The organism is Lujinxingia litoralis, assembly GCF_003260125.1.
GTDB lineage: Bacteria > Myxococcota_A > Bradymonadia > Bradymonadales > Bradymonadaceae > Lujinxingia > Lujinxingia litoralis.
The window spans coordinates 194,637-220,834 of record NZ_QHKO01000004.1; the positions used below are offsets into that span (position 1 = coordinate 194,637).

23 protein-coding genes are annotated in these 26,198 nt (G+C 67.2%); 10 read left to right on the plus strand and 13 right to left on the minus strand.

Going from position 1 to position 26,198, the window contains the following annotated elements:
• Positions 1-467 precede the first annotated feature (467 nt).
• From DL240_RS10375 to DL240_RS10390, 4 genes are all read right to left on the minus strand, one after another.
• On the minus strand, positions 468-1,067 hold the full coding sequence (locus DL240_RS10375; protein ID WP_158542476.1) for a pseudouridine synthase: 600 nt from the start codon (positions 1,065-1,067) through the stop codon (positions 468-470).
• Between the two features lie 65 nt (positions 1,068-1,132).
• Entirely contained in the window at positions 1,133-1,336 is a 204-nt protein-coding gene (locus tag DL240_RS10380) for a hypothetical protein (protein ID WP_111729825.1), read from the minus strand.
• A gap of 53 nt (positions 1,337-1,389) precedes the next feature.
• On the minus strand, positions 1,390-2,835 hold the full coding sequence (locus DL240_RS10385) for a hypothetical protein (protein ID WP_111729826.1): 1,446 nt from the start codon (positions 2,833-2,835) through the stop codon (positions 1,390-1,392).
• A gap of 283 nt (positions 2,836-3,118) precedes the next feature.
• The gene (locus tag DL240_RS10390; protein WP_111729827.1) at positions 3,119-4,351 is read right to left on the minus strand and encodes an OmpP1/FadL family transporter; all 1,233 of its coding nucleotides are present in this window, start codon (positions 4,349-4,351) and stop codon (positions 3,119-3,121) included.
• A 293-nt stretch (positions 4,352-4,644) separates the two neighbouring features.
• Here DL240_RS10390 and DL240_RS10395 point away from each other — a divergent pair, with 293 nt between their 5' ends.
• Both DL240_RS10395 and DL240_RS10400 read left to right on the plus strand, forming a co-directional pair.
• On the plus strand, positions 4,645-5,592 hold the full coding sequence (locus DL240_RS10395) for a 2-oxo acid dehydrogenase subunit E2 (RefSeq protein WP_158542477.1): 948 nt from the start codon (positions 4,645-4,647) through the stop codon (positions 5,590-5,592).
• A gap of 151 nt (positions 5,593-5,743) precedes the next feature.
• A complete protein-coding gene (locus DL240_RS10400; protein WP_111729829.1) occupies positions 5,744-7,753 on the plus strand; it encodes an IgGFc-binding protein in 2,010 nt (669 codons plus the stop codon).
• A gap of 18 nt (positions 7,754-7,771) precedes the next feature.
• Here the strand turns inward: DL240_RS10400 and DL240_RS10405 are convergent, their stop codons facing one another.
• Complete coding sequence (locus DL240_RS10405) at positions 7,772-8,896, minus strand: DmpA family aminopeptidase (protein ID WP_199589788.1); 1,125 nt, start codon at positions 8,894-8,896, stop codon at positions 7,772-7,774.
• Positions 8,893-10,149: a D-alanine--D-alanine ligase family protein gene (locus DL240_RS10410; protein ID WP_111729831.1), complete on the minus strand. Its 1,257-nt coding sequence runs from the start codon at positions 10,147-10,149 to the stop codon at positions 8,893-8,895. The genes DL240_RS10405 and DL240_RS10410 overlap by 4 nt, the downstream gene beginning before the upstream one ends.
• Before the next feature lie 217 nt (positions 10,150-10,366).
• Here DL240_RS10410 and DL240_RS10415 point away from each other — a divergent pair, with 217 nt between their 5' ends.
• The 3 genes from DL240_RS10415 to DL240_RS10425 all read left to right on the plus strand — a co-directional run bounded on the left by DL240_RS10415 (position 10,367) and on the right by DL240_RS10425 (position 14,136).
• Positions 10,367-11,593, plus strand: a complete 1,227-nt coding sequence (locus DL240_RS10415) for a hypothetical protein (protein ID WP_111729832.1) — start codon at positions 10,367-10,369, stop codon at positions 11,591-11,593.
• An 80-nt stretch (positions 11,594-11,673) separates the two neighbouring features.
• Positions 11,674-12,675, plus strand: coding sequence for a tRNA glutamyl-Q(34) synthetase GluQRS (gene gluQRS, locus DL240_RS10420; RefSeq protein WP_111729833.1), 1,002 nt, complete (start codon positions 11,674-11,676; stop codon positions 12,673-12,675).
• Positions 12,676-12,780: 105 nt separating this feature from the next.
• On the plus strand, positions 12,781-14,136 hold the full coding sequence (locus DL240_RS10425) for an NAD-dependent succinate-semialdehyde dehydrogenase (protein ID WP_111729834.1): 1,356 nt from the start codon (positions 12,781-12,783) through the stop codon (positions 14,134-14,136).
• Positions 14,137-14,188: 52 nt separating this feature from the next.
• Here DL240_RS10425 and DL240_RS10430 read toward each other — a convergent pair whose 3' ends face one another.
• Positions 14,189-14,947, minus strand: coding sequence for a nucleotidyltransferase domain-containing protein (locus DL240_RS10430; RefSeq protein WP_111729835.1), 759 nt, complete (start codon positions 14,945-14,947; stop codon positions 14,189-14,191).
• A 187-nt stretch (positions 14,948-15,134) separates the two neighbouring features.
• Between DL240_RS10430 and DL240_RS10435 the strand changes: the two genes are divergently transcribed.
• Positions 15,135-16,298 (plus strand): GNAT family N-acetyltransferase, encoded by a 1,164-nt coding sequence (locus tag DL240_RS10435; protein ID WP_158542478.1) that lies wholly within the window; start codon positions 15,135-15,137, stop codon positions 16,296-16,298.
• Between the two features lie 594 nt (positions 16,299-16,892).
• On the opposite strand, the gene DL240_RS10440 is transcribed toward DL240_RS10435, so the two are convergent.
• The 3 genes from DL240_RS10440 to DL240_RS10450 form a co-directional block, all read right to left on the minus strand.
• Entirely contained in the window at positions 16,893-17,297 is a 405-nt protein-coding gene (locus tag DL240_RS10440; RefSeq protein ID WP_111729837.1) for a hypothetical protein, read from the minus strand.
• A gap of 115 nt (positions 17,298-17,412) precedes the next feature.
• Complete coding sequence (locus DL240_RS10445; protein ID WP_111729838.1) at positions 17,413-18,912, minus strand: phosphatase domain-containing putative toxin; 1,500 nt, start codon at positions 18,910-18,912, stop codon at positions 17,413-17,415.
• Positions 18,909-20,216, minus strand: coding sequence for a hypothetical protein (locus DL240_RS10450; protein ID WP_111729839.1), 1,308 nt, complete (start codon positions 20,214-20,216; stop codon positions 18,909-18,911). The genes DL240_RS10445 and DL240_RS10450 overlap by 4 nt, the downstream gene beginning before the upstream one ends.
• A gap of 499 nt (positions 20,217-20,715) precedes the next feature.
• Here DL240_RS10450 and DL240_RS10455 point away from each other — a divergent pair, with 499 nt between their 5' ends.
• Complete coding sequence (locus DL240_RS10455; RefSeq protein ID WP_111729840.1) at positions 20,716-21,387, plus strand: GAF domain-containing protein; 672 nt, start codon at positions 20,716-20,718, stop codon at positions 21,385-21,387.
• A 77-nt stretch (positions 21,388-21,464) separates the two neighbouring features.
• Here DL240_RS10455 and DL240_RS10460 read toward each other — a convergent pair whose 3' ends face one another.
• The 3 genes from DL240_RS10460 to DL240_RS10470 all read right to left on the minus strand — a co-directional run bounded on the left by DL240_RS10460 (position 21,465) and on the right by DL240_RS10470 (position 23,755).
• The gene (locus DL240_RS10460) at positions 21,465-21,881 is read right to left on the minus strand and encodes a VOC family protein (RefSeq protein WP_111729841.1); all 417 of its coding nucleotides are present in this window, start codon (positions 21,879-21,881) and stop codon (positions 21,465-21,467) included.
• Positions 21,882-22,027: 146 nt separating this feature from the next.
• Positions 22,028-22,366 (minus strand): YciI family protein, encoded by a 339-nt coding sequence (locus DL240_RS10465; RefSeq protein WP_111729842.1) that lies wholly within the window; start codon positions 22,364-22,366, stop codon positions 22,028-22,030.
• Between the two features lie 138 nt (positions 22,367-22,504).
• A complete protein-coding gene (locus tag DL240_RS10470) occupies positions 22,505-23,755 on the minus strand; it encodes an RNA polymerase sigma factor (RefSeq protein WP_111729843.1) in 1,251 nt (416 codons plus the stop codon).
• A 603-nt stretch (positions 23,756-24,358) separates the two neighbouring features.
• Here DL240_RS10470 and DL240_RS10475 point away from each other — a divergent pair.
• From DL240_RS10475 to DL240_RS10485, 3 genes are all read left to right on the plus strand, one after another.
• Entirely contained in the window at positions 24,359-24,715 is a 357-nt protein-coding gene (locus DL240_RS10475; RefSeq protein ID WP_111729844.1) for a rhodanese-like domain-containing protein, read from the plus strand.
• Between the two features lie 198 nt (positions 24,716-24,913).
• A complete protein-coding gene (locus DL240_RS10480) occupies positions 24,914-25,588 on the plus strand; it encodes an ArsR/SmtB family transcription factor (protein ID WP_111729845.1) in 675 nt (224 codons plus the stop codon).
• A gap of 118 nt (positions 25,589-25,706) precedes the next feature.
• A complete protein-coding gene (locus tag DL240_RS10485) occupies positions 25,707-26,159 on the plus strand; it encodes a DoxX family protein (RefSeq protein WP_199589789.1) in 453 nt (150 codons plus the stop codon).
• Positions 26,160-26,198: the final 39 nt, after the last annotated feature.

A 26,198-nucleotide genomic window follows, 5' to 3' on the forward strand; every position in this document is an offset into this window, starting at 1 on the left:
GCCAGCCGGTTTTTTTTGATCTGGATAACGACTCGGGACGCCCAGTTGCCATTCTTGCCAGCCAGAACCACTACTCGGTGCCCCCAGTTGCCATTCTTGCCAGCCAGAACCACTACTCGGTGCCCCCAGTTGCCATTCTTGCCAGCCAGAACCACTACTCGGTGCCCCCAGTTGCCATTCTTGCCAGCCAGAACCACTACTCAGCCCCCTTAGCTCCCATTCTGTCGTGAACAGAAGCGCTACTCAGCCCCCTTAGCTCGCGTTCTGTTATGAACAGAAGCGCTACTCAGCCCCCTTAGCTCGCGTTCTGTTATGAACAGAAGCGCTACTCAGCCCCCTTAGCTGGCGTTCTGTTATGAACAGAAGCGCTACTCAGACCCCTTAGCTGGCGTTCTGTTATGAACAGAAGCGCTGCTCAGCCCCCTTAGCTCGCGTTCTGGCGTGAACAGAAGCGCTGCTCAGCCCCCTTACCCCTCGGGCCAGGGCCGCGGGTCGTGGCCAAAGGCCGCCACATAGAGCTCGGTGAGTTCCTCATCTGTGAGCTCGCGACACCAGCGCAGCTTCAGCTCGCCGAGCCCCAGCGGTCCCAGACGCACCCGGCGCAGCTTGCGGATCTGCAGGCCGCTGCGCTCGCAGAGCTTTCGCACCTGGCGGTGGCGCCCCTCGGTGATGGTGATGCTGATCCAGGTGCAGCTGGAGCGCTCGGCCACCCAGCCGGTGGTGGCCGGCGCGGTGAACTTGCCGGGCTCGTACTCCAAAGGCTCCTGCAACGCCGCCAGCACCGGATGGTCCGGCCCGAGCTTGGCCTTGACCTTGACGTGATAGACCTTCTCGATGGGCGCGAGCTCCGCGCTCGTCTCCTCCATCGACGTCGGGCCGGCGTAGTCTTTGTTGAGCAGGGCCTGGGCGAGTTTGCCGTCGTCGGTGAAGAGCAAGAGCCCTTCGGTGTTGAAGTCGAGGCGGCCCACGTGTGGCAGGGGCTCAAAATGCTTCGGCACGTGGTCGTAGACCGTGGGGCGGTCCTCAAAATCCACCCGGGCGGTGATGCAGCCGGGGGGTTTGTTCATGATGAATGCGGGCATGGAATGGGGGGCTTGAGTGAAAGAGGTGTGAGCAACGTGAAGCCTGACGCTCAACCGAGCCCCCGCTTCTTCTTCAGGAGTTTATGGGACATCGTTCGCCCCTCGTCGATGTCGCGCTCTCCGCGCTCAGCCAACGACCGGACGTGATGAACATAATGCATGTAGAGCATAATCTCCTGCATCATTTCTCCGTAGGTCAGGTCATCTGGAAGCTCGCGAATAAACGCAACCAGGTCTTCTTTTGCGTGGGTCATCGGCATTCTCCCGCACGGTTTCGGCTCGTTTATAGTGCCCCCCCTGATCACGCTCAATTAAGATTCACAAATCGCCCCTGCACCCGCTGCGTGTTAGGAGCGGAGCCCTCGCCCCACAGCACCACGTAGACCGAGCCCGCCACGTGGTCGATGCTCACGCCGTAGGGCATCCGGGCCTGGTCGCCGCTGTGCAGGTCGACGCGGCCGGCCTGGGAGGTGAAGTCGCCGGAGGCGTTGGCGAGGAAGCGGCGCGCATGCACGTTGAGGGCGGTGCTGCTGGACTGGCGAGTGATCCAGGCCACCGCACCGCCGGTGGGGGAGGCGGCCACATCGCCCAGGAGCGCCTCGCGGTTACCGACGGCGCTGGAGGCGTAGTCACTCCCCACACTCATGCGGGAGCCATCTTTCACGAGGATGGTGTTGCCGAATCCCGTGCCGCCGCTGAACGCCAGCCAGTGGCGGCCGTTGTTCTGGGCTTTGGAGAGGCGACCGCTGCGATTTATCGCAACGGTTGGGTGCGCGACGATGGCCTGGGCGGGGGTGGCTTTGGTTCCGCCGGCTAAGATCTGGCCGTGGTAGACCCGAGGGGCGTCGGAGGAGCCGCCCACAAAGCTCATGGTGATGAGGCGGCTGTCGTTGGCGGCCACGCTCGGGTCGGTCTGGTCGCCGTAGAGGTCGACCGGATAGGGGAAAAACCCGTCGAGCAGGCGCTCGCCATCGGCGTTAAAGCGCTGCAGCACCAGGCGCGCCCCCTCCTGGGTCAAGGCGGAGGCGGCGAGTATGGCTTCGTCGTCGCCGAGCACCGCGACATCGGGCTGCCAGATGGTATTGATGGCATCGCCGGAGCTCAAAATCGGTGTCACGGCAAAAGACTCGGCCTGGCGCGGCGTACCGTCGAGATCAAAGGTGCGCGCGTGGATGGTGCGATCGACGTCATCCTCGGTCCACACCACAAAGAGCGTCGTCTCGCTCAAAGCCAGCGAGGGCTGGATGCTACGGGCTTCCGGGGTGGTGGAGACCTCAAAGGGCTCGACCAGAAGCTCGGCGTCGCACCCCATCTTTGCGGCGTACACCCGCTCCGGCGTACCGGATTCGCCGGGGCGCTGCACGTAGGTCACCCACACGCCTTCCCCGTCGAAGGCCAGACGCGCCTGAAGCTGCGCCTGGCCGACCAGCGGCAGGGTCCAGGTCGAATTCGTATCCAGCAGGTCGGCACAGGTTGGATCGGGCGTGATGTCGGCATCCGGCTCGGTGTTGGTGTCGGGCTCGGTGTTGGTATCGGGCTCGCCACCAGCATCCGGGAGGTTGCCGGCATCGTCCCCTACCTCGCCGGCATCCTCGCCAGCGTCGAGGAGGTTGCCCGTGTCCGGGCGCGTGTCGACGCGGATGTCCTCATCCTCACCCGAGCCACCAAAGATGCCGCCTTCGGCGCAACCCACCACACCCACCATCAACGACACCGCCAGCGCGGCACGCCCGAACTTCCAACCGGTCTTCATCACTTGCTCCTCTCGTGACACACCCACACAAAACGTCGCGCCGACCGCGCACGCAGCCGTCGCCCCCACCGGGGTTTCAAGACCTGTGTGGCGAGCGCTGCGAGCAACAAGCTCAGGCGACAAACGACGTTGAATTCATCGAGAGGTTAGGTAGCAAAAGAGCGTGGTGGGGAGCAAGCGGTGGGCACGACTTACGAAAAACCAATCCCCCCAGACCCCACACACCACAAAACCCAACAAACACTCCCACCAACACCCTAACCGGAATGCCCGCCGGCCCTTCTCACTTCGCCCGCACACTCAACACCAGCACATGCGAGAAGCCATCGTAGATGCCCGGGTAAGCCTCGGTGCCGGCGGATGTCTGGCTTAAGATCACGTAGTTGTAGGCCAGGTTCACCCGCAGGCGTTCGGCGACGTCGTAGGCCAGGCCCAGCGAGGCGATGTAGCGGTCGGTCTCGGGCTGGGCCGGGGAGAGCGCGCCGGGAGGCGCCGGGGAGGGATCGATGGCAAAGCCCGAGCGCAGGGTCAGGCCATTGACCGGCGACCCGTATTCCAGGCCCAGACGCATGGTGATGGTGTCGCGCCAGTCGCGGGACTCCGAGAGGTCTGCGACTCGGGCGTCGTCGAAGTCGACCTCGAAGTGCTCGTGGGAGCTCCAGCGCTGATACTCCAGATCCAGGCTGACGATGCCCTGGGCGCTGAGCTCCCAGGCCAGCCCGAGTACCAGGCGGTCGGGGAGCCCCAGGGAGGTGGAGGCCCGGGTGTCGCCAAGCTCGGCGGCGAGTTCTGGCGAGAGGTGCGCGAGCTCCGCCGGGCCCTCCATGTTGAGCCGGACCGCCGAGCGCCAGCTCAGCCCCAGGTTCAGCGAGCGCCAGGGGTTGGCCCACAGGCCCACCTGTGCGCCCAGGCCAAAGGCGCCGGCCTTGAGAGTCATCTGCGCCTGCTGCGGGTTCTCGGCCACGTCGACCGCGCGCTCCAGGCCGACCCCGGCCCGCAACAGGCGCGGGCCGGCAGCCAGGGCCAGCCAGCGGGTCGGGCGAAAAGCCAGCGATGGGGCCACCTCCCAGGCCCGCAGGCTCAGGGCCCCGGCTTCGGCCTGCCCCTCCCAGCCCGCGGGCCAGCGCAGGCTGCTGGCGTAGGGAATTCCCACGCTCAGCCCCACTCCCCACCGCTTGCCGAGCCGGGCGCGGGCGTGAAGATGGGGCACCAGCGCCAGCTCGTTTTCGGCCCGGGTGCGCTCCCCGGTGCGCGGGTCGACATGAAAGAGGGTGGGGAAGATCGCGCCCGCCCCCAGCTCCACCGCCCAGCCCCGGCCCAGCACGAAGCCGGCCGGGTTGTAGTAGCCGGCCTCCGGCACGTCGGGGCGCGCGGTCAGCGCCCCGGCCACCCCGGCCGACGCCCCGCCCTGAACGCCCTGAGAAAACCCGCCGGCCCGGGCCTCAACCGCCCCGCCCATCACCACCAGCAAGAGCGCCAGCGCCACGCTCCTTCGCACCATCTCTCTGGCTCGCATCCTCACCTCGCATCCCAAAAATCCACCCCGCACCGCTCCCACCACCCCACACCCATCACCCTTAAAGCGCTCCGGAACGCACGCTCGCCACAGCGAGCGCCCCACCGGCTCAACCTACGTGCCTCCGCCGGCTGCCATCAACCTCCCCGGCCCGCTCCAGCGCCTCTCCTCCTCAGGGCGCTACCTGCTTGATGGTCGCCCCGACGGGCGATACATTCGCTCCCGCTATCGATCTGGCAACGACGCTGACCCGGAATGCCCCGGCAGACCTCTTCCCCTTGAAGGAGCCCTCCATGGCCAAACTCTGGAAAAAACCCAAGCGCTCATCCTCCTGGCGCAAGCTCTCGGTGGGCATGTGGACTCGCCCCTCCGACCCCACGGTCTACGGCCACGAGACCCATCCGGCCGACAAGATCCTCACCTACCTGGAAGAGGTCAGCGAGTACTCCGGGCAGAAGGTCACCATGACGGCCTACCTGGTCAAATCGATGGCGCTGATGTTTGCGCTCTACCCCGAGCTCAACTCCATCGTGGTGGGCAACCGGGTGATGCAGCGCGAAAACGTCGACATCTTCTGCCAGGTGGCCGTGGCCGGCGGCGACGGCAAAGACGCCGACTTAAGCGGGGTGAAGATCCGCAACGCCGACCGCCTCTCCATCGTCGAGATCGCCGAGTACCTGCACTCCCGCGCCACCCGGGTGCGCAAGGGCCAGGACGAGGAGATCGAGCAGACCAAGTCGATGATCGACAAGATTCCGCCGCTACTCCTGCCCACGGTGATGCGCCTGGTCGATATCCTGACCTTCGTGGTGCCGGTGGACTTAGGGAAGCTGGGCATCCGCGACGACCCCTTCGGCAGCGGCATGGTCACCAACTGCGCGCCCTTTAATATCCGCCTGGGGCTGGCCCCCCTGGTCCCGGCCTCGCGCACCCCGCTGGTGCTCCTGCCCGGCGCCATCTACGAGGCCCCGGCCGTGGTCGATGGCGAGGTCAAGGTCACCCAGGTGATGAGCTCGTCCTTTACCTTGGATCACCGCTGCTACGACGGCTACCACATCGGCAAATTGGTCACGACGATGCGCGAGTGCCTGATGGACCCGGCCTACCACCATCCCCCGGCCGAGACCTTTAAGAAGACCCACGTCGACCAGGCTAAGAAGGCCGAAAAAAAGCCTGAGGCGGCCGCCGACGACGCGCCTCGCCAGCGCACCCCCGAATCGTCTGCCAAGGCCCCGGCCTGATCGCAGGCCCCGGTGGCCGCCCGGCGGCCACCGGCCCGGCGCCCTCTCCTCCCCAGGAGAGGGCCTGCGGGCGCTCACCGGCATAAAGCACGCGACCGACGCTGTTGTCTGCTCGGCCGCGTGTTTTGTTTTCTCCCACCAGGGTCACGACGTGCGCATCTTTTCACACCTGCTCCTCCTTGCCATCCCGACGGTTTTCGCCGGGGCGATGGCCTGCTCCTCACCGGTCGATCCGGCCACCGGTCCCGACACCGACGTGCCGACCGACGCCGGCGACACCGAGCCCGACGTCCCGGCGCTCTGCGTGCCCGGCGAGGCCCGCTGCGACGACGCCGTCACCCTGGAGGTCTGCCGCCCCGATGCCAGCGGCTGGGAGCAGACCGTCTGCCAGGGAGAGTTGCGCTGCGACGCGAGCTCGGCCAGCTGTTCGGCCCAGCTCTGCCAACCCGGGGCCTTTGATGCCTGCACCGACCAGGGTCTGCAGCGCTTCTGCAACGCCACCGGCACCGGCTACCAGGAAGCGGCGTGCCCCGGCGGCGCGGCCTGCCAGGACGGCCAGTGTGGCCAGCCGGAGTGCCAGCCCGGGCTCAATCGCTGCCTGACCCGCGAGCAGCTCGAAGTCTGCAACCAGGCCGGCGCCTACGTGCCCGGTCAGCGCTGCCCCTCGGGCACCGAATGCTTTGATGGCACCTGCGAGGAGCTCTGCGAGCTCTCCACCAAGGTCTCCAGCTACATCGGCTGTGAGTACTGGTCGGCGGACCTGGACAACTTCGAAGAGGCCTTAAGCCAGCCCCACGCCGTGGTCATCACCAACCCCAATGAAGAGCTCGACGCCCGGGTGCGCCTCTTTGAGGGCGCCACCGATCGCGAGATCCTCAACGATAGCGAAGGCCAGCCCTTCGACACGACCATCCCCCCGGGCCAGGCACGCATCTTCTCGATCCCGGTGGGCTACGACCACTCCGGCACCCGGGTGTTCAACGACCGGGCCATCCGCATCACCGCCTCGATTCCGGTGGTCGCCCACCAGTTCAACCCGCTCAACAACATCGACGTCTACTCCAACGACGGCACCCTGCTCCTGCCCACCAACTCGGTGGGGCGCGAGTACTTCGGGATGAGCTGGTACTACCGCGGCGGCGGGGGCGTGCGCATTCGCGGCTACCTCACCGTGGTCAACTCCAGCAACCAGCCCAACCAGGTGCGGGTGACCCCCTCAGCCGAGGTCATCGGCGGGCCCGACGTGCCGGCGATCGCCGCTGGCGAGGAGCGGGTCTTTGAGCTGGCCCCGGGCCAGTCGCTGAACCTCTCGACCTCGGGTGCCGAACTCGACGCCGCCGAGTTGGAGGGCTGCCTGGCCAACCCCAACGGCCCTCCCCTGGCCACCTCCCCCTGCCCCGACCTCACGGGCACCCACATCGTGGCCGAGCAGCCCGTCACGGTGTTTGGCGGCCACCAATGCGGCAACGTCATCGCCGGGGTCAATCGCTGCGACCACATCGAATCGATCCTCCTGCCGGTGGAGGCCTGGGGCACCAGCTACGTGGGCTCCAAATTCAGCCCGCGGGCGGTGGGCTCGCTGCCCGAGCCCGACATCTGGCGGGTGATGGCCGCCGAAGACGGCACCCAGATTCAGACCGACCCGCCCATCGACGGGGTGCACGGGCGCACCCTGGCCGCCGGGGAGTGGCGCCAGTTTGAGGCCCGGGAACACTTTGAGCTCGGCGCCAGCAAGCCGGTGGCGCTGATGCAGTACATGGTCGGCTCCAACTGGCTGGGCATCCCCCGGGAGTGCAACGAGGGCATCGACTTTAATAACCCCACCGGCATCGGAGACCCGGCGATGTCGGCGGGCGTGCCCACCGACCAGTTCCGCGACAACTACATCGTGCTCACCCCTCAGAACTACGAGCGCGACTACCTCAACATCATCGTGCCCACCGGGCGCGAGGTGCGCCTGGATGGTGAGCCCATCGCCGCCTCGCGCTGGGAGCTGGTGGGCAGCCGCGGGCGCTTTGAAGTAGCCACCCTCCAGGTCGACGCCGGCTTCCATACGCTCAGTGGCGAGGAGCCCTTCGGGGTGATCGGCTACGGCTACGCCTGCCACGTCTCCTACGCCTCGCCAGGGGGACTGAACCTGGAAGGCGCCGACGAGCGCTAAAAGCTCCCTGCTGCGGGTTTAAGCCCCCGGCGAGGATCGCTCGCCCATCAGGGCAACGACCTCGTCGAGGGGCAGGGCCGGCACAAAACGCCCCAGAAAGCCCGACATCGACTCGGCGGCGAAGAGGCTGTTGACCACGGCCTCTTCGGTGGCCTCGATGGCCGCTTCGTAGAGATCGCGGGTGTGCTGGTCGTGCAGGTACACCAGCGAGCCGGTCCACCCCACCGGGTGACGCGGTACGATGTTGGTGGTGGAGAAGCCCAATACGATCTCGCCAGAGCCGTGCGCGGCCATGCTGCCCACCCTCCCCAGCCCCAACGCGCAGCGCTTGGCCACCCGCTCCAGCTGTTTGGGCAAGAGGGGCGCGTCGGTGGCAAAGACCACGATGATGCTGCCGTAATTGGTCCGGCGCCGCGGGTAGCTGCCCGCGCGGCGCTCCAGCGCCGCGCCCACCGGCACCCCGGCAATGCGCAGGTCGTCCATCACCCCGAAGTTCGACTGCACCAGCACGCCCAGGGTGTAGAGGGTCTCCGGCGGACCAAAACGCCGGGAGGAGGTGCCGATGCCGGCCTTGAAGTCGCAGGTGATCATGCCGGTGCCGCCGCCCACGTTGCCCTCGCGCACGCGCCCGCCCCGGGCGCGATCCAGCGCCTCGTACACATGCTGCGCCTTGAGGTGTCCCCCGGCGATGTCGTTGAGCCAGGAGTCGTCGCACTCGCCAACCAGGGGGATGGGCACATCGCCGCGGCGGCCGATCTCGGGGTGGCGGCGCACCATCCACTGCACCACCGCGTCTTGCACCAGCCCCACGCTCAGCGTGTTCGTCAGGCAAATCGGCGTCTCCATCACCCCCCACTCATGGACCTGCACCAGCCCGGAGACCTCCCCGGCGCCGTTGAGCGTGAAGCTGCCGCCGATGACCCGCTCTTCGTAGGGGTTGTCATTGGGCAGGATCGCGGTCACCCCGCTGCGCACCTGCCCGTCGTAAGACATCAAGGTACGGTGCCCGACCTTGACGCCGCTCACGTCGGTGATGGCGTTGAGCGGCCCGCAGGGCAGCCGCCCGATGCGCACGCCGGCCTCCCGCGCCCGCGGCCTGCGGCCGCGGGGTCTGCCCTCCTGCCCGCTCGCCAGTTCGCTCAACCCGCCGCCTCCCCCGGCCCCATCCCGGCGGCCAGCGTGCTCAGCGGCACCAGCCCGGGACGCTGCTCCGGATCGAGCCCCATCCGCGTGAGCGCCGCCCCCATCAGGTGCCCGATCAACGCCTGGTAGCTCAGCCCGGCCGCCGCGGCGATCAGGCATACATCGCTGTAGTCCGGCGTGAGCCCCGGCAGGGGGTTGACCTCCAGAAAATGAATCGTGCCCTCGTCGGCCAGACGAAAATCCACCCGCGCTAAGTCCCGCAGCTCCAGCGCCGCAAACACCTCCCGGGCCCGCGCCGCAATCCGCGCGCTCAACTCCGGCTCCAGGGGCGCCGGGCAGAGGTAGCGCGCCCCGGCCACCAGCTCTTGCTTGATCTCGTAGCTGTACACCGGAAAGGCCCCGGCAGCCTCGTTGAACGCCACCTCCAGAATCGGCAACACGCAGGGCTCAGCCCCGTTGCCGATCATCGCCACGGTGAACTCGCGCCCCGGGATGTAGGCCTCGACCAGGGCGGGCTGGTTGTAGCGCTCGCGCAGATAGCGCACCCGGGCGCGCAACGCCTCCTCATCGTGCACCACCGCGCCCTGCCCGATGCCCTTGCTGGAGCCCTCGCAGGCCGGCTTAACGATCAGCGGAAAGCTCAGCCCCGGGCTCAGCGGGATGTCGGCCGCCTGAAAGACCTGAAAGGCCGGGGTGTCCAACCCGGCCTGGGCCACCAGACGCTTGGCCAACACCTTGTCGAGCGTGATGGCGATGGCCACCGAGTCGCTGCCCACAAAGGGAATGCCCCGGTACTCCAGCATCGCCGGCACCTGGCTCTCGCGGCTGCGCCCCTGCCAGCCCTCGGCGATGTTGAACACCAGATCGGGCATCACCTCATCGAGGCGCGCCGGCAGGTCGCCGCGGGCCTCGATCGGCACCACCTCGTAGCCCCAGCCCTCCAGCGCCTCGACAATCGCCGAGATGGTGCGCGGCGAATCAAACTCGGCCTCCTGATCCCCGTCGAGCCCCCGCTTGACGTTGTAGGTAAACCCCACCCGCAGCCTTCGCCCCACCCGGGGCTGGCTAGGGCGCTGCGCGCCGAGCCACTGGCTCAACCCGGCGGCGTCCCCCTCGATCACCACCAGCTCCGTCTCCGGGTCGACACCGGGCTCCCCACCGGGCTCCCCGGCGCGAATCGTCTGGACCTGAAACCCCTTCTCAAAAAGCGCCTGTTTTACAAAAGGCGTCTGACTGCCCGTGATCAAAATCATGCGTGTCTCCCCGGCGGCCCAACTCAAACAAGAACCCGCGACACTCGACTGCTTCGCGTGGCGCGATCTTGTGCTCGCTTCCCAGGCAGTCAATCCTCGCCATGCATTTTTCGCGCCCTGACGGGGTGATTAAATTCCCTTGAGAGTTCAATACGTTAACGCGCCCCATGCACCAACTAAGGGCGCGCCTGTGACCGCATCACCTAAGGGGGAGAGGATGCCACGCCACGCACTGCTCATTGCCGCGCTCATCTGCTCGTTGATCGGCGTGTGGTCCTGCGCCAGCGCCCCGCCACCCGAGCCCGAGGCGCCGGCCTGCGAGGACTGCATCCAACCGCCGCTGCGCCGCGCGGAGCTCCTGGTGCACCTGGCCGCCGAGCAGGCCACCATCGCCCAGCGGATGAGCTACACCGGCAACGCCCCGCGCCCGATCACCGAGATCGCCCACGGCCCCACCCCGGAACACCCCCACCGCGAGCCGGCCATCCTGGAATCGGCGGAGGGCCCCTACCAGGGGCGCCTGGGCTGGCATACCGTCAGCGTCGATCCCGTAAACACCGAGGGCATCGCTCAACGCCGGCTGCGCGGGCGCGCCACCCACGCCGCCCACTGCTTCTTCGCCGAGCGCCCCAACGCCCACTCCCCCATCTTCGCCCTCTTCACCACCCACGACGCTCGCCAGGGCGACATCCTCTACGTGGGGCGCCACGACATCGATCTGGCCCGGGTGAAGGTCGCCCTCGACCATAAACGCGCCCCCATCCGCGTCGTGCGCACCGAGCAGCGCTGCGCCTTTCGCGACGACCAGAACCTGGCCGGCGCCATCGTCTTCTCGTACACCCGCCAGGACTTAAGCCCGCCTGAGAACGGCCCCTTCTTTGGCGTGGTTCTGGTCTCCCTCTCCGAGGTGCGCTACCCCACCGGCAAGACCGCCACGGTGGAGTGGCAGGCCGCCGGCGGGCGTTTCGCCGGCGACGCCGAAACCCGCCAGGTGCAGATCGAGCATTACGAGGCCCCCACCGCGCGCCTCATCGGCCCCTTCGCCTCGGAGGTCGCGGCGATGGAAGCCGCCGAAGCCCAGATCCCCGCCGGGCGCTTCCGGCTGCGCCCGGAGCACACCTTTGTGCGCATGCCGCCCCAGAGCTACCTGGGCGGCCAGCCCGACGAGTTCTGCCCGGTGCGCGCCAACTGCGAAGTCGAGGAGCCCCGCCAGGCCCCCGACGAAGTAGCCGAAAACCAGCCCGAGACCACCGCGATCTCCACCGCCGAAGACTCGCCACAAAGCGACGCTGAGGCCGAGGCCACCGCGGCCACGGACGCCACCGAGGAGCCCGAGACCGAGGCCACCGAGGAGCCTGAGGCCGCGCCTCCCAAAGCCCCCCCGGCGCCCCGGGTCGCCCCCGATACCCCGGCGCCCAGCTCCGCCTTTCCCACCCGACCTTAAGCGCGCACGGGGGCAGCACGCACCCGGCGTCTATGTTAGGGTGCCCGCGATGTGGATGACCGCTGCCTCCTGATAGCCCTATGACCCTTCCCGATCTCGACGTCCTCTTTGCCCGGGCCGAAGCCCTGCGCCGCCAGGGCCCCGCCGGGCGCTACGCGCCCAGCCCCACCGGCGATCTGCACGCCGGCAACCTCCGCACCGCGCTCCTGGCCTGGCTGCAAGCCCGCCAGGCCGGTGCCCGCTTTATCCTGCGCATCGAAGATCTCGACCGGCCCCGGGTGCGCCCGGGAAGCACCGAAAAACTCCTGGCCGACCTGCGCTGGCTCGGCCTCGACTGGGACGAAGGCCCCGAGCAGGGCGGCCCCTCCGGCCCCTACCTCCAGTCGGAGCGCCTGAGCCTCTACCAGGCCGCGCTCCAACGCCTCCAGGACCGCCGTCGCGTCTACCCCTGTTACTGCTCTCGCCGCGACATCGCCCAGGCGGCCAGCGCCCCGCATGGCCCCACGGGCATCATCTACCCGGGGACCTGCCGCGCCCTATCCCCCGCAGAGCGCGCCGCCCGCCAGGCCCGCCGCCCCGAGCGCCTGCCGGCCTGGCGCCTGGTGGTCGAGGAGCGCACGATCCACTTCGACGATCGCGTCTGCGGCCCCCAACACCAGCACCTGGGCCGTGAGGTGGGAGATTTCGTGCTGCGCCGCGCCGACGACATCTTCGCCTACCAGCTGGCCGTGGTCCTGGACGACGCCCTGATGGGCATCACCGACGTGGTCCGCGGCGACGATCTGCTGGACTCCACCGCTCGCCAGATCGCGCTCTTTGAGATCTTTGAACAACCCGCCCCCCGCTTCTGGCACGTGCCCCTGATGCGCGACGCCACTGGCGAGCGCATGTCCAAGCGTGACGGCTCCGACGCCCTCGATCTCCTCAAGGACCAGGGCATGGACGCGCCGGCGGTCATCGGCTACCTGGCCGAAAGCCTGGGCTGGGTCGAGCCCGGCCAGCGCCTCTCGGCCCCCGAACTCCTCCAGGACCTGGGCACCGACGCCATCGCCAACCTGGGCCCCGCTCCCGAGCGCTCCTGAGCGCGCCGCCCGCTCCCCCCTACTGGCTTTGTGCGCGGGGGGCTGGCGATTAGATTGCACCCGCCAACCTGTCTTACGTCGTCTTACGCATCTGCCGAGGTGTTCATGCGTGCTATCAACCCCGCCACCGAAGAGCTCATCGCCGAGTACCCCCACCACACCAACGATGAGATCATCGCGCGCCTTCACCGCGCCCACGAGGCCTTTGAGCGCTGGCGTCTCACCCCGATCGTGGAGCGCGCCCGGCACTTTCGCCTCCTGGCCGACGAGCTCCGCAGCGGCGTCAGCCACCTAAGCCGTCGGATGACCGACGAGATGGGCAAACCCATCGCTCAGGCCCGCGCCGAGGTCGAAAAATGCGCCTGGGCCTGCGACTACTTCGCCGAGCAGGCCGGCGCCCTGCTGGAAACTCGCCATATCGACACCGAGGCCACCGATTCCTACGTGACCTACGCCCCGCTGGGCCCGGTGCTGGCGATCATGCCCTGGAACTTCCCCCTGTGGCAGGTCTTCCGCTTCGCCGCCCCGGCGATGATGGCCGGCAACGTGGCGCTGCTCAAACACGCGCCCAACACCCCGGGCTGCGCCCGCGACATCGTCGAGCTCTTCGACGCGGCCGACTTCCCCACCGGTACCTTCCAGAACCTCTTCATCAACGAGCGCAAAACCGAAGAGGTGATCCGCCACAGCGGCGTGGCCGCCGTCACGCTCACCGGCTCCACCGGCGCCGGCCGCCAGGTGGCCTCCATCGCCGGCGAGTCGCTCAAGAAATGCGTGCTGGAACTCGGCGGCTCGGATCCCTTTGTGGTGTTGGCCGACTGCGACCTGGAAGAGGTCGTCGAAAAGGCCCTGGTGGGTCGCTTCCAGAACAACGGCCAGAGCTGCATCGCCGCCAAACGCTTCATCGTCGAGGAGCCCGTCTACGAGGCCTTCGTGACCCGCTTCAAAAGCGCGATCGAAGAGCTCAAGGTCGGCGATCCCCACGACGAGGCGGTCGATGTGGGGCCGATGGCCCGCAAAGACCTGCGCGATGAGCTCCATAAGCAGGTCAAACGCAGCATCCGCCAGGGCGCCCGCTGTCTGGTCGGCGGCCACCCCTTAGAGGGCAAGGGCTTCTTCTACGCCCCCACCCTCCTGGTGGACGTCGCCCCCGAGATGCCGGCCTTCGACGAAGAGACCTTCGGGCCGGTGGCCGCGGTGGTGCGCGCCCGCGACGTCGACGACGCCATCCGCCTGGCCAACACCAGCGCCTACGGCCTGGGCGCCAGCCTCTGGACCACCCGCAGCCGTGGCCAGACCCTGGTCTCCCGCTTCCACGCCGGCTTCGTCGCGGTCAACGAGATCGTCAAAAGCGATCCGCGCCTGCCCTTTGGTGGCATCAAAGACTCCGGCTTTGGCCGTGAGCTCGCCGCCGAAGGCATCCACGAGTTCACCAACGTCAAGACCATCTACGTGGCCTGAGCCCCCCCGGGGGATGTCAGCAGTGCGGCCGGCGGCCGGCCGAAAAGCGGCCTCAGCCGCCGTACTCCAGGCGCAGGCGCACCAGAAGGTCGTGGAGCTCGGGCTTGCCCCGCGGCTCCTCGGGCAGATCGCTGTGGAAGCGCGCGTCGTCGAGCTGGCGCATCAGCCGGCGAAACTCCCCTTCGTAAAAGCTCATGTCGGCGTCTTCCATCAGCGTCTCTTCGGAGCCGTGGAGCTTTAGCGCGATCAGGTCCCCCAGGTAGGGAAGCCGATAGCGGTGGTTCAGCCGCATGATATTGGCCTCCACCTCGCCAGTCTCCATCAGGTACATGCCGGTCAGGAGCGTGCGAAACACGTAGAGCAGGGGCTTGAGCTTGCGCTGCTTCTCAAACACCGCCCAGATCTTCTGGGCAAACCCGCGGTAGGCATGGCCGTGGTTGCTGGTGATGCACTCCCCGGCGATCTCGCGCAGCTCGTCAAAATAGGCCGTGCGATGATGCACCAGGGGTGAAAAAATCTGCTCCAGCACGTTGGTGTTTCGCTTGAGCAAGAGGGTGAAATACTTGTGCACGTCGTGCGAAACGAAATCGATCTTCTCGCCATCCATGTGCTCAAAGAGCTCGAGGGTCTCGCGCTCATTGTAGAGCCCCACCACATTCTCCAGCGGAAGAACGTGGGCCCCGCGAATGTCATGATCGGAGTCGAAGGATGGGAAGCCGTAGAGATGGCTGCCCACCACCGAGGCGAAGAGCATGGGGTAGGACTGCCTGGCGAGGACTTTTTTAACGATCTGATCTTGCGCCACCTGCATATCCAGCGCTCCTGAGCTACGTGTGAGGTCTGTGGGAGGCACTTCAAAGTGGGCCTATGGTCGCACAGATCACGCGCGGCGAACAATGGCGTATCACCCGCGGAGGCGCCCCTCGGTCGCCCTCGGCCCCGGCTATGGAGGCCGGCTCACCCGCCCCCCCCCGCGCGTTTCCCCCTGGAGGTTTTACATGGAGCAGCTGCGTATCGAGATTCGCCCGGGCGTGGGCACCCTGGACCCGGCCGCCTGGGACGCGCTGAGCGCGGACACCAACCCCTTTTTGAGCCACGCGTTTTTGAGCACCCTGGAGCGCACCGGCTGCCTGGACGAGGCCAGCGGCTGGGTGCCCCAGATCCTCTGCGCCTTCGCCGACGATGCCCTGGTGGGCGCGCTGCCCCTCTATCTGAAATTCCACTCCCGCGGGGAGTTCGTCTTTGACTGGAGCTGGGCCGAGGCCGCCCACCGCGCCGGCATCCCCTACTACCCCAAGGCCGTGGTCGCGGTGCCCTTTAGCCCGGTCACCGGCGCGCGGGTGCTCGTCAGGCCCGAGGCGCACAGCCCGGCGGTGATGCGCGCCCTGGTGCGCGCGGCCATCGCGCTGGCCGACCAGGCCGGGCTCTCCTCGCTGCACTTTAACTTCATCCGCCCCGAGGACCGCGCCCTCTTCGCCGAACTCGGCCTGCCGATCCGCGCCGGCATCCAGTACCAGTGGCAGAACCACGACCCGGTAAGCGGCGCGCCCTACACCGACTTCGATGGGTTTCTGGGGGCCTTTCGCGCCAAACGCCGGGCGACCATCCGCCGGGAGCGCCGCGAGCTGCAACGCGCCGGGGTGCGCGCCCGGGTGCTGCGCGGCGACGAGCTCACCGACGAGGTGATGCGGCGCATGCACCGCTACTATGCCGACACCGTCGATAAGTTCTTCTACGGGGAGCGCTACCTCAACGAGGCCTTCTTCGTGGAGATCGCCCGCGCGATGCCCGGGGCCCTGCACCTGATGATGCTGGAGCAGGAGGGGGAGCCCTTTGGCGGCGCCTTTAACCTGGTCGACGATACCCACCTCTTCGGGCGCTACTGGGGCTGCGAACGCCAGGTGCGCTTTGCCCACTTTGAGGCCTGCATCTACGCCCCGGTTACGTGGGCGATCGCGCAGGGACTCCAGGTCTTTGAACCCGGGGCCGGCGGCGACCACAAATACGAGCGCGGCTTCACCCCCACGGCCACCTACAGCGCGCACTACATCCGCGACCAACGCCTGCGCCTCGCCATCCAGGACTTTCTGGCCCAGGAACACCGGGAGGTCGACACCCGCATCGACGCGCTCCGCCAGATCGGCCCCCTCAAAGAGGGGTAGTCCTCCCCTTGCCCCCGCGCCGGTTGAAACTCACGTCCTCAGCGCTTAATCGCCCCCCGCGCCAATTGAAACTCACGTCCTCAGCACCTGATCGACCCCCGCGCCAATTGAAACTCACGTCCTCAGCACCTGATCGACCCCCGCGCCCATTGAAACTCACGTCCTCAGCACCTGATCGACCCTGGTTCAACTGCAAAAGCCCTCTCTCAGCGCTTAATCGACCCTGGTTCAACTGCAAAAGCCCTCTCTCAGCGCTTAATCGACCCTGGTTCAACTGCAAAGCCCTCTCTCAGCGCTTAATCGACCCTGGTTCAACTGCAAAAGCCCTCTCTCAGCGCTTAATCGACCCTGTTTCATTTTAAACTAAGGTCGTATAAGCGCATGAATCCTCAGCGATCGCCCGATCGCCCCTTTGGGGGGAGCGCGCGTGCTACGACCTGCGGATCGACAAGGTTCGCGAGAAGCCCGGCGGCTACGGGTGCCGGGCAGCGCGCATAAAAAAACAGGACCGGCGCTTGTGCGCCGGCCCTGCTGCCATTCATACATCCTGCGATCTCAGATGTATCAGGTCATCGGATACATCAAGCACGCCTCTTAGAGGGCGCCTTCGATCTTGGGCAGCTGCATCCGCGACTTGGTCAGGGCCATCCCGATGTTGGCCGAGCGGTCGCAAACCCAGACCACGGCGTGCTCGGGGTTCTGCTTGCAGCGCTGGAAGATGTGCAGGAGGTTATCGCTGAACACGATGATTTCCTGGAAGTAGTGGTGCCCGTCCTGCTCCAGCCCGCGGGCGTTGCGGAACATCTTCTCGATGGTCGAGACGTTGCGGCCCTGGAAGAGATCCGCGGTAGCGGCGGCGACCATATCGAGCACATCCTGGGGGTGCGATTCGACGGTTTTGACGCCGATGAGCATTCCGGTGGACATATCAACGTATCCGCCGGCAACGCACTCGGGGATTTCACGGACGGCGGTCTGAATGGCATCGTTCAACGACATGACGTACTCCTCTCGGGATTGAATGTGGGGCTGCGAAAAGATTGGGGAGATTCCCCTTTGAGGTGCGTGCCCACGCCGCACCTCAAACCCTTTGCCCGGAACCTGGCGGAAAAACTCACCGAAGCCCCGGGCGAATGGACGTGTTGAGCCAGCGCTCAAACTCAAAAAGAAACGCGGTCTGGGCGTCGCTCTGGATCGAGCCCGAACGCACGCGGCGCACCAGCTTGATGGCCTGGTCGGGGGCGACGCCGTGGTAGATCAGGAAGCTGGCCAGGAGCGTGCCGGTGCGGCCCAGGCCGGCCTCGCAGTGCACGACCACCGGCTGGCCCTGGGCCAGCCAGTCCTCGATGCGCACGCACCAGCGGGCCATCTCCGGGAGCTCGGGCACCTCCATATCGACGACCGGGAAGTAGTGGCCCCGCAACCCGGGCACCGGCTCGCGGGGCGGCGGGGTGACCTCGGCCCGCATATCGATCAGGTGCGCGACGCCCAGCTCAACCAGGGCGTGCAGATCCTCGAGATCGTCGCGGTGCAGACCGGGGCGAGGCGACCCGCCGAGCACGCCGGTGATCAGCCAGCCCAGATCGCGGGGGGCCTGCACCTCGGGCGGAAGGCTGCGCGCCTTTAAGCCCAGGACCCGTGGCAGGCTCTCCAGCAGCACCCGGCGAGCGGTCGGGTTCGCCGGCTCGGGCTCGGCGGCACGGACCCGGCGGCCCGGCATCCGGAGCACCCGGGCGCCGGGAGTCGTCGCCGGCTTCGGCAGCGGTTTGGGCTCCGCGGGGACCGCGCGTTCGGGGGCCGGCGCCGGCGCCTCCGAGAGGATCCGGGGCTCCGGCACGCAGATCGCGCGCAGCGCCGGGGTGCCGGACTCGTCAAAGGGCTCGGTGACCTCGGGCAGCTCGATTAAGTCGCGGGGGCAGCCCCCGGTGCGCACGAAGTGGCGCACCGGCGTCGGGGCGTCCTCACCAAAGAACTCCGCGGTGGGCAGGAGCGCCACCAACTGGCCGGCGACCACCAGCCCCACGCGATCGGCCACCTGGCGCACCCGGCGCTGGTGGTGCGAGACCCAGACCACCGAGCTCTGGGTGCGCGCCCGCGCGATCATCTCCAGGAGGGGAGCGGCCTCCTCTTCGTTCATCTGGGCGGTGGGCTCATCGACGGCGATGACATCCGCCCCCTCCAGCAGCGCCCCGACGATCGCGAGCTGGGCGCGGCGCGGGGGGGGAAGGAGCACCACCTCCTGGTCAAAGTCGGACTCCTGGAGTTCCATCCCCAGCTCGGCGCAGCGTTGCATCGCCAGCTCCCGAGACTCGCGGGTGCTCAACCCCTCGCGACCGGACAGGCGCCCCAGCAGGTACGACTCCACGGTGCCGGCCATCATCGCCAGGTGCTGGCGCACCAGGGTCACCTGCGCGGAGTGCAGCGTGCCCCGGAGCCGTTCGCCATCCCCCTGCCCCCGCACCCCGGCGATCACCTGCAGGAGGGTGGACTTACCGGCGCTCCCGGGCCCCATCAGCGCGACGACCTCACCAGGCCTGATCTCCAGCCCCACCCGATGCAGCAGCACGCGATCGCGCACCCGGAACGTGACCTCATTCAACATCACCAGACTCATGCGTGCTCTCCCTTCACGACCTCTTCACTCAAGCGCATCGCGCGCCCGAATCCGCCAAAGGTGGCGCGGAAGATGGCCACGTCCCCCTCTTCAATCAGGGCATGCCAGCTGCCCTCGTCGGTCGGCAGGGCCACGACCACCGTGGAGCCTCCCAGGGCCTGAGCGATTTGCCGCGCAAAGCTCCGCAGGGCTCCGGCGGCCTCGCGAAGCGAGGCCCCCTCCTCCTCGGAGTGCACGTCAAAGCAATGGCCGGCCACCAGCTCGCGGCTCTCAAAGGTGGCGCCCATCTGCATCTGGCCGGTGTTCTGCTCCCAGAAACTCTCCAGGCGCTGGCGAGAGAGCTCCGAGGGCTCAAAACCATCGTCTTCGGGGGCCGCGGCGGCCGGCGCGGGCGCCTCGGGAGTCGTCGAGGGGGCCGGAACCTCGGCGGTGTCCGGCACCGTGGGGGCGGGCGGCGTACCGATGAGGGTCCGGGTGAGCGTGGGCTCGATGAAGGTCCGGGTCGACGCGGTGGGGTCCTCCTCGTCGACCGGCGTGAGTTTGGCCGGCGGAAGGTCAAAGAGGGAGGGATGACGAGCGTCGATCTCGGCGTAGCCCAGCGCGCTGAGCGTGGTCGCCTCCTGAAGGTCGACGGGTTCCTCTTCGACCAGCGCGACCATCGCGCCGAGCCGTGGCGAGGTGCGCTGACGGGCGTCGGGCACGTCGAACTCGCCAGAGTGGCGAGGGGAGCGCGGGAGGCGATCGGCGCTCTCGGTGACGGTGTTGGGCTCGGTGTCGTCGGAGAGCACCACTTCAAGTTTGGCGGCCAGGCGATAGACCTGGTTGGCATCGCCGCTGAGCGTCAGCGCGCGCTGCAGGTAACCGCGGGCGATCTCATGCTGGGTGGTCTGCTGGCTGGCCAGGTCAAAGAGCAGCTGCACGGCCACGCGATCCGCCCCGCAGTTCTCGGCCCGGCGCACAAAGCTCTCCAGGCTCGCGCGGTTGGCCCGCATCATGGCGAGCACCCCGGAGTCGTAAATGGTGCTGAGGATGGTGTGGCGGCGAGAGACTTCCTGAGTGTTGAGCTGACGCAGAAGCTCCCAGAGTTGGGCTTGCGCCTGCTCGCGTCCCTCTTCCCCCTGACCTGCGAGTTCCTTCCAGGCTTCGACCAGAGCATCGAGCTTCGTATGGAGTTCGCCCCCTGCGAACTCGGTATCGGTTAAATTCACTCTGGACGTAGCGCGGTCCTGCCTGGCCTTCACGGCGATATCCTGGGCGATGGAGTTGTCGGCCTGATGAGCGATACTCGCCGCTTGGCTCCACACCCCCCCTCACCGTGGAAAACGGCAAGACTGATTGGTACTAGAAACGTGTTCTAATAAATCCAGTACCACTAGAATAATAATTATCAAAGGCGCCCGAGAAACATTTTTACAAAACCCCTAAAAACCCCAACCATTTCAATCAGTTACCAAAGATCCCAAAAGAAAAGCGCTTCGTCTACTTTATTTTCGAAATTTCAGTATTTCTGGAACGCAAATCTTACATCGCCAAAAAGGTCAAGCCCACGAAGGTGGTATAATTGTCACTTTTCACAGAATCGTTTCCTGATTTCCGAAGCTCCCCGGCTCCGGGGGGCTTTCCAAGGAAGGACCCGCGGGCTAATCTGGCGCCTCTTTGTCTGTCCTTGAGACGTCCCCGGGAAAGGATCCCGGCGCTCCCGAAGGTCCATCCCCCCAAGACGTCGACCTCGGGCGCCTGAACGACGTGCTCACCAGCGCTCTCCCCGCTCCTCCCTCCTGTTGGCTGTAGAGAACTCCCCCCGTGAAAGACCTGCGTCGTCTGTCCATCCTCGAGGCCCCACCCGATGCGGCCTTTGAGCGTATTGCTCGCCTGAGCGCGCGGGTCTTTCAGACGCCGATCGCCCTGATCTCTCTGATCGACGAGGCCTCGGAGACCTGCCAGGCGCCCGCCTCGCAAGGCGCCCAGCTCGGGGAAGGGAGCCCGGCCATCTGCGCGGCGGTGCGCTTTGAGGAGGCCGCTGCCCTGCTCAGCGAGGCCCTCCCAGACCCCCTGGTGCTGGCCCACCCGAAGGCGGCCAAAGAGCTGGGGCTGCACTTTTACGTGTCGGCCCCCCTGGTGAACTCCCGGGGGTTGACGCTGGGCGCGCTGGCGGTGATGGACTTTGCCCCCCGGGCACTCACCGCCGAGGACGAAGCCTCCCTAAAAGACCTGGCGGGCCTGGTCACCGAGGCCATGGAGCTACGCCTGAGCACCCGCGCCCTGCTCGGGGAGATGGAGGGCATCATCACCAACCTGGACGACCTCCAGAACCCGGAGCGCTACGTCACGCTCTGCGCCTGGACCAAGTCGATCCGGGTGGCCGGGGAGTGGATGAGTTTCGAGCGCTTTTTGAGCACGCACCTGGGGATCTCGGTCACCCACGGCATCCACCCGGAGGCCGCCCGGCAGTTTCATGAGGACGACGAGGACTGAGCGGGACCCGATCAAAAAAGGCCGCCGCGACTCCGGGTCGCGGCGGCCTTTTTATGTGCGTTTGGCTAACGCGGGGCTTAGTCGATGCACTCCCGCTCGTTGCAGTTGATCATCCAGGGGGTCCCAAAGCGGTCGGTGACCATGCCAAAGCGCAGCGCCCAGAAGGTCTTCTCCAGGGGCATGGTCACCTGGCCGCCCTCGGCCAGGGCGGCAAAGACGCGCTCGGCCTCCTCGGGGCTCTCCGCATGGAGCGAGACGTTGACGCCGCGGGGCGTCTCATAGCCCCCGTGGAGGGCATCGGAGGCCATCAGCAGGCGATCGCCGACCTGCAGGCAGGCGTGCATGACTCGGTCGCGATACTCGGCGGGCATCTCATCGGCGACTTCGGAGTCGCCCACGGTGTGCACGGTGAGCGTGCCGCCGAGGATGTCGCGGTAAAAGCCAAAGGCCTCTTTGCAGGTGCCGTCAAAGGTCAGGTAGGGGACGATGTTCATGGTGGATTCCCGGGGTAAGGATCCCCGCCTCTCGGGGATCGTGTGTGTGTGCCTCCCGGGACGAGGTCCCGGGAGGGGTTCGGGAGGTAGTCGAAGGAGCGCAGCCCTATTCGACAGGCCCGCCGAGATTTTTTGGATAAAGGGCTTCAGGACTCCACGTCGAGCTCGCGCAGCGGGCGAATCTCGATGGAGCCCACGCGCGCCGGCGGGATCTCCGAGGCGATGCGAATCGCCTCGTTAAGGTCCCGGGCCTCGATCAGATAAAACCCGGCGAGTTGCTCGCGCGTCTCGGCAAAGGGTCCATCGGTCACCGAGACCTTGCCCTGGCGCACCCGCACGGTGGTGGCGGTGGCCACGGGCATCAGGGGCTGGCCGCTCTGGTAGTGACCGCTGGCGGTGATCTCCTGGCCATAGGCGGCGCACTCCCGGTCGTTGATCGTGGCCAGGGCGCCTTCGTCACCGTACACCAGACAGGCATATTTCATGGTGGTCTCCTTATAAGGGGGGCAAAAGCCCGGAACACGCTCACCGAAGAAGCCCCGGTGTGCGCAGGTCATAGCGTGGTCGAACGGGCGGTCCCGGATTCGACAGGCCCGCAAAACTCCGGGCGTCGCCGCCCGGGCTCAGTCCTGTAGCTCGCGCAGCCGGGCGCGCAAAAAGCGCCGCTCGGGCTCGAGTTCGGTCAGAGCCAGCGCCCGCTCGTAGGCGGCGCGGGCCCGCTCGGGCTGCTCCAGGCGGCGGTAGAGGTCGGCGAGCGCGGCGTGAGCCAGGTGATAGCGCTGAAGCTCGCCACGCTCTAAGAGCGCCTCGATCAGGGGCACCCCGGCCGCGGGGCCCTGGTCCATGGCCAGGGCCACCGCCCGGTTCAGCGCGACCACCGGCGAGGGCGTCGCCTGCATCAAGAGATCGTAGAAGCCCCGGATCGCGGGCCAGTCGGTGGCCTCAAAGGTCGGCGCCCGGGCGTGGGTCGCGGCGATGGCGGCCTGCAGCGCGTAGCCGCCGACCTCGCCAGCGGCAAAGGCCCGGGCGATGAGCCCGGCGCCTTCGGCGATGAGCGCGCGATCCCAGAGGCGGCGGTCCTGATCCTGGAGCAGGACCAGGTCGCCCTGGGCGTCGGCGCGCGCAGCGCGCCGGGCCTCGGTAAGCAGCATCAGCGCCAGCAGCCCCAGGACCTCGGGGTCGGGCTCGGGCAAGAGATCCAGGAGCAGGCGCCCCAGCTCGATGGCCTCCTGGCAGAGCTCGCCACGGATCAGCTCCTCGCCGGCGGTGGCGGCGTACCCCTCGTTGAAGACCAGATAGATCACCGAGAGCACCGCCTCCAGACGCCCGGGCAGCTCCTGGAGTGCGGGAACCTCATAAGGGATCCCCGCGTCTTGAATCTTGCGTTTGGCCCGCACGATGCGCTGGGCCAGCGTGGGCCCCCGGACCAGAAAGGCCCGTGCGATCGCCTCGGTGCTCAGCCCGCAGACCTCGCGCAGGGTCAGCGCGACGCGGGCCTCTGGCGAGAGCGCCGGGTGGCAACAGGTAAAGATCAGGCGCAGGCGATCGTCACGAATCACGCGCTCATCGAGCTCCGCGGCCGGCGCGTGGGCCTCCATCCCGGCCGCCAGGAGCGCGAGCTTCTCCCGATAGCGCGAGCGACGCCGCAGTTTATCGATGGCTTTGAAGCGCCCGGTTGAGATCAGCCAGCTGCGCGGGTTATGCGGCGGGCAGAGGCGATCGCCCTCCACCCAGGCCTGCAGCGCAGCGAGCCAGGCGTCGTGGAGCGCGTCCTCGGCCAGATCAAAGTCACCCAGCAGACGGATCAGGGTGGCCCGCGCCGCCGGGGCATGCTCGCGGTAGAGCGCCTCGAACTCTGCGCTGAGTTGGCTCATCTCATCCCTTCTCGGCCCGGCGCGCGCCACCGGGGGGCCTCCTCCGCGCACGCATCCTATCCGGTGGTCTTTTTCATCATGGCTGACGCTCTACCATGACCGCCGCCCGGGGGGGTTGTCATCGCCTCACATGTAACATCCCGTTAACAAATCACCCTCCTCTTTTCATAGCCCGGTCTCATCCGGGAATGGCAGCTCCTTTGTAGCTCACCGGCCGGGGGGGCCCTCAGGCCCCCTACTTTCATGCGGACCGCGAGGGGTCGATGATCAAACCCGTCCTCCCTGATCACGCGCCGCGGCGCCCCCCTGGCGCGGAGTCGGGCGGCCCGTGGGCGCCTCGGACAAAGGCATCCCCCTCAAGCCCCGGACTCGCCACGCGCCCCCAGAGCCGGGCGCGCTATTTTGTGCCCGGCGACGTTGCAATCACCTAAACACTTTCGAAACATTTGAAACGTTTATGAATCAACGCCACGGCGAATCGGGCCCGGATCGGCCGGATCGGCGCCATTTTACGTGATTTGAAGGGTTGGCACGGGTCTCGCAAATACCCACCAGCGAAGGGCCAACGAAGGCCCACGAACCCCCAACCAGGACGAAGAGACGATGACATCCAACCTTATGACCTTTGCGCTCATCGCGCTGGTCATCCTCGTCGCCCTCCCCATTGTGAGGTCACGCATGAACTTCATCGATCCCCAGGAAGCTCGCCAGCTGGTCGAAGAGGGAGCACTTCTGCTGGATGTGCGCACCCCGGCCGAATTTAACGAGCGTCACATTCCCGGCGCCCTCAACATCCCGCTGCAGGAGCTCCAGGCTCGCCAGGGCGAACTCCCGGAGCAGGCGCGCCCGATCGTGGTCTACTGCCGCTCGGGTAACCGCAGCTCGCAGGCCCGCAACTACCTGCGCTCCCAGGGCTTTGAGCAGGTCCACGACCTGGGTCCGCTGACCCGCTGGCCCTGAGGCCGGCGCGCCTTAAGACGCCCTTGCCCCGCTCCTCCCGATGCCCGGGACTCCCCGGGGCCTCGACCTCGCCAGCGCGACTTGCGACGAAGGTCGGAATAAAGGCCCCGGGCTTTAACACTTAAGAAAGCGTTGAAATCACGGCCCGCCAGCTGGCTCGCCGCGCCACACCTGACTCCGGCTCCCACGGAGAAGACCATGTCCATCGAAGACTTACCCGCCTCGCTCTACGATGCCTTCGCCCGGGTGGGGCAGGCCCTGGCCAGCCCCCACCGCCTGCGCATCCTCAACATCCTCTCCCAGTCAGAGCGCTCCGTCGAAGAGCTCGCCACGCGCCTGGACCAGAGCATGGCCAACACCAGCACCCACCTCAAAGTGCTCAAGCAGGCCCGCCTGGTGGTGGGACGCCGCCAGGGCAAGCACGTCTATTACGGGCTGGCCAACGAGGCGACCCAGCGGCTGTGGCTCTCGTTGCGCGATCTGGGACTCACCGAGCTGCCCGAGGTCCGTGACCTGATGCACACCTATGCCGAGGAACCCCACTCGCTCTCGATGCTCCGCACCCCGGAGTTGATGGAGCGGGCCGCCCGTGGCGAGGTGATCGTGCTCGACCTGCGCAGCACCCGGGAGTTTGAAACCGGTCACTTGCCCGGAGCCCGCTCGATCCCGGCCGCGGAGCTCGATCAGCGCATCAAAGACCTGCCCACCGACCGCACGATCGTGGCGTACTGCCGGGGCCCCTACTGCGTCACCGCGATCCAGGGGGTCGAGAAGATGCGGGCCGCCGGACTCGACGCTCACCGCGCCGTTGACGGCGTTCTGGAATGGCGGGCCGCCGGCCTGCCGATCGAACCCTCGGATCACGTCGCCTGATCCCCCTCTGTAAACCCGCCTGATGCCAGCGCCCCGGGGGCTTTGCCCCCGGGGCTGGCTCTGCCCTTCTACGACCAACACTTAAACAATCATCGAATCGTTTAAAAATGGAGTTTTCATGATCGACGCTTTCACCGCGATGACCGAACGCCTGCAGCCGGCGGCGCGCGCGCTCTTTCGGATGATGCTCAGCACCATCTTCATCGTCGCCGGGGCCAGTCACCTGGTCGATCCGGCCAAAACCGCCGCGCGCCTGGAGGGCTCCCCGCTGGGCTATCTGGCCACCTCGCTCGCGCCGGCCGAGCCCCTGGTGGTGCTCAGCGGCGTGGCGCTCCTGGTGGGCGGGGTCGCGCTTCTGGTCGGCGTCTACACCCGGGCCGCGGCGCTGGGACTGCTGGCGCTGATCATCCCCATCACCATCACCGTGCAGATCGGCAACATGGCCGCGCTGGGGCCCCTCTTTAAAAACGTGGGGCTGGCCGGCGGCCTGATCTTCTTCATCACCCACGGCTCTGACGCCTTTGGCGTGGATGCCTGGCGCTCGGCCCGACGCGACTCCCGCGTGCACTGAGCTTCCCGTGGCCCTTGTAGGCCTTGTTCTCTTCCCCCT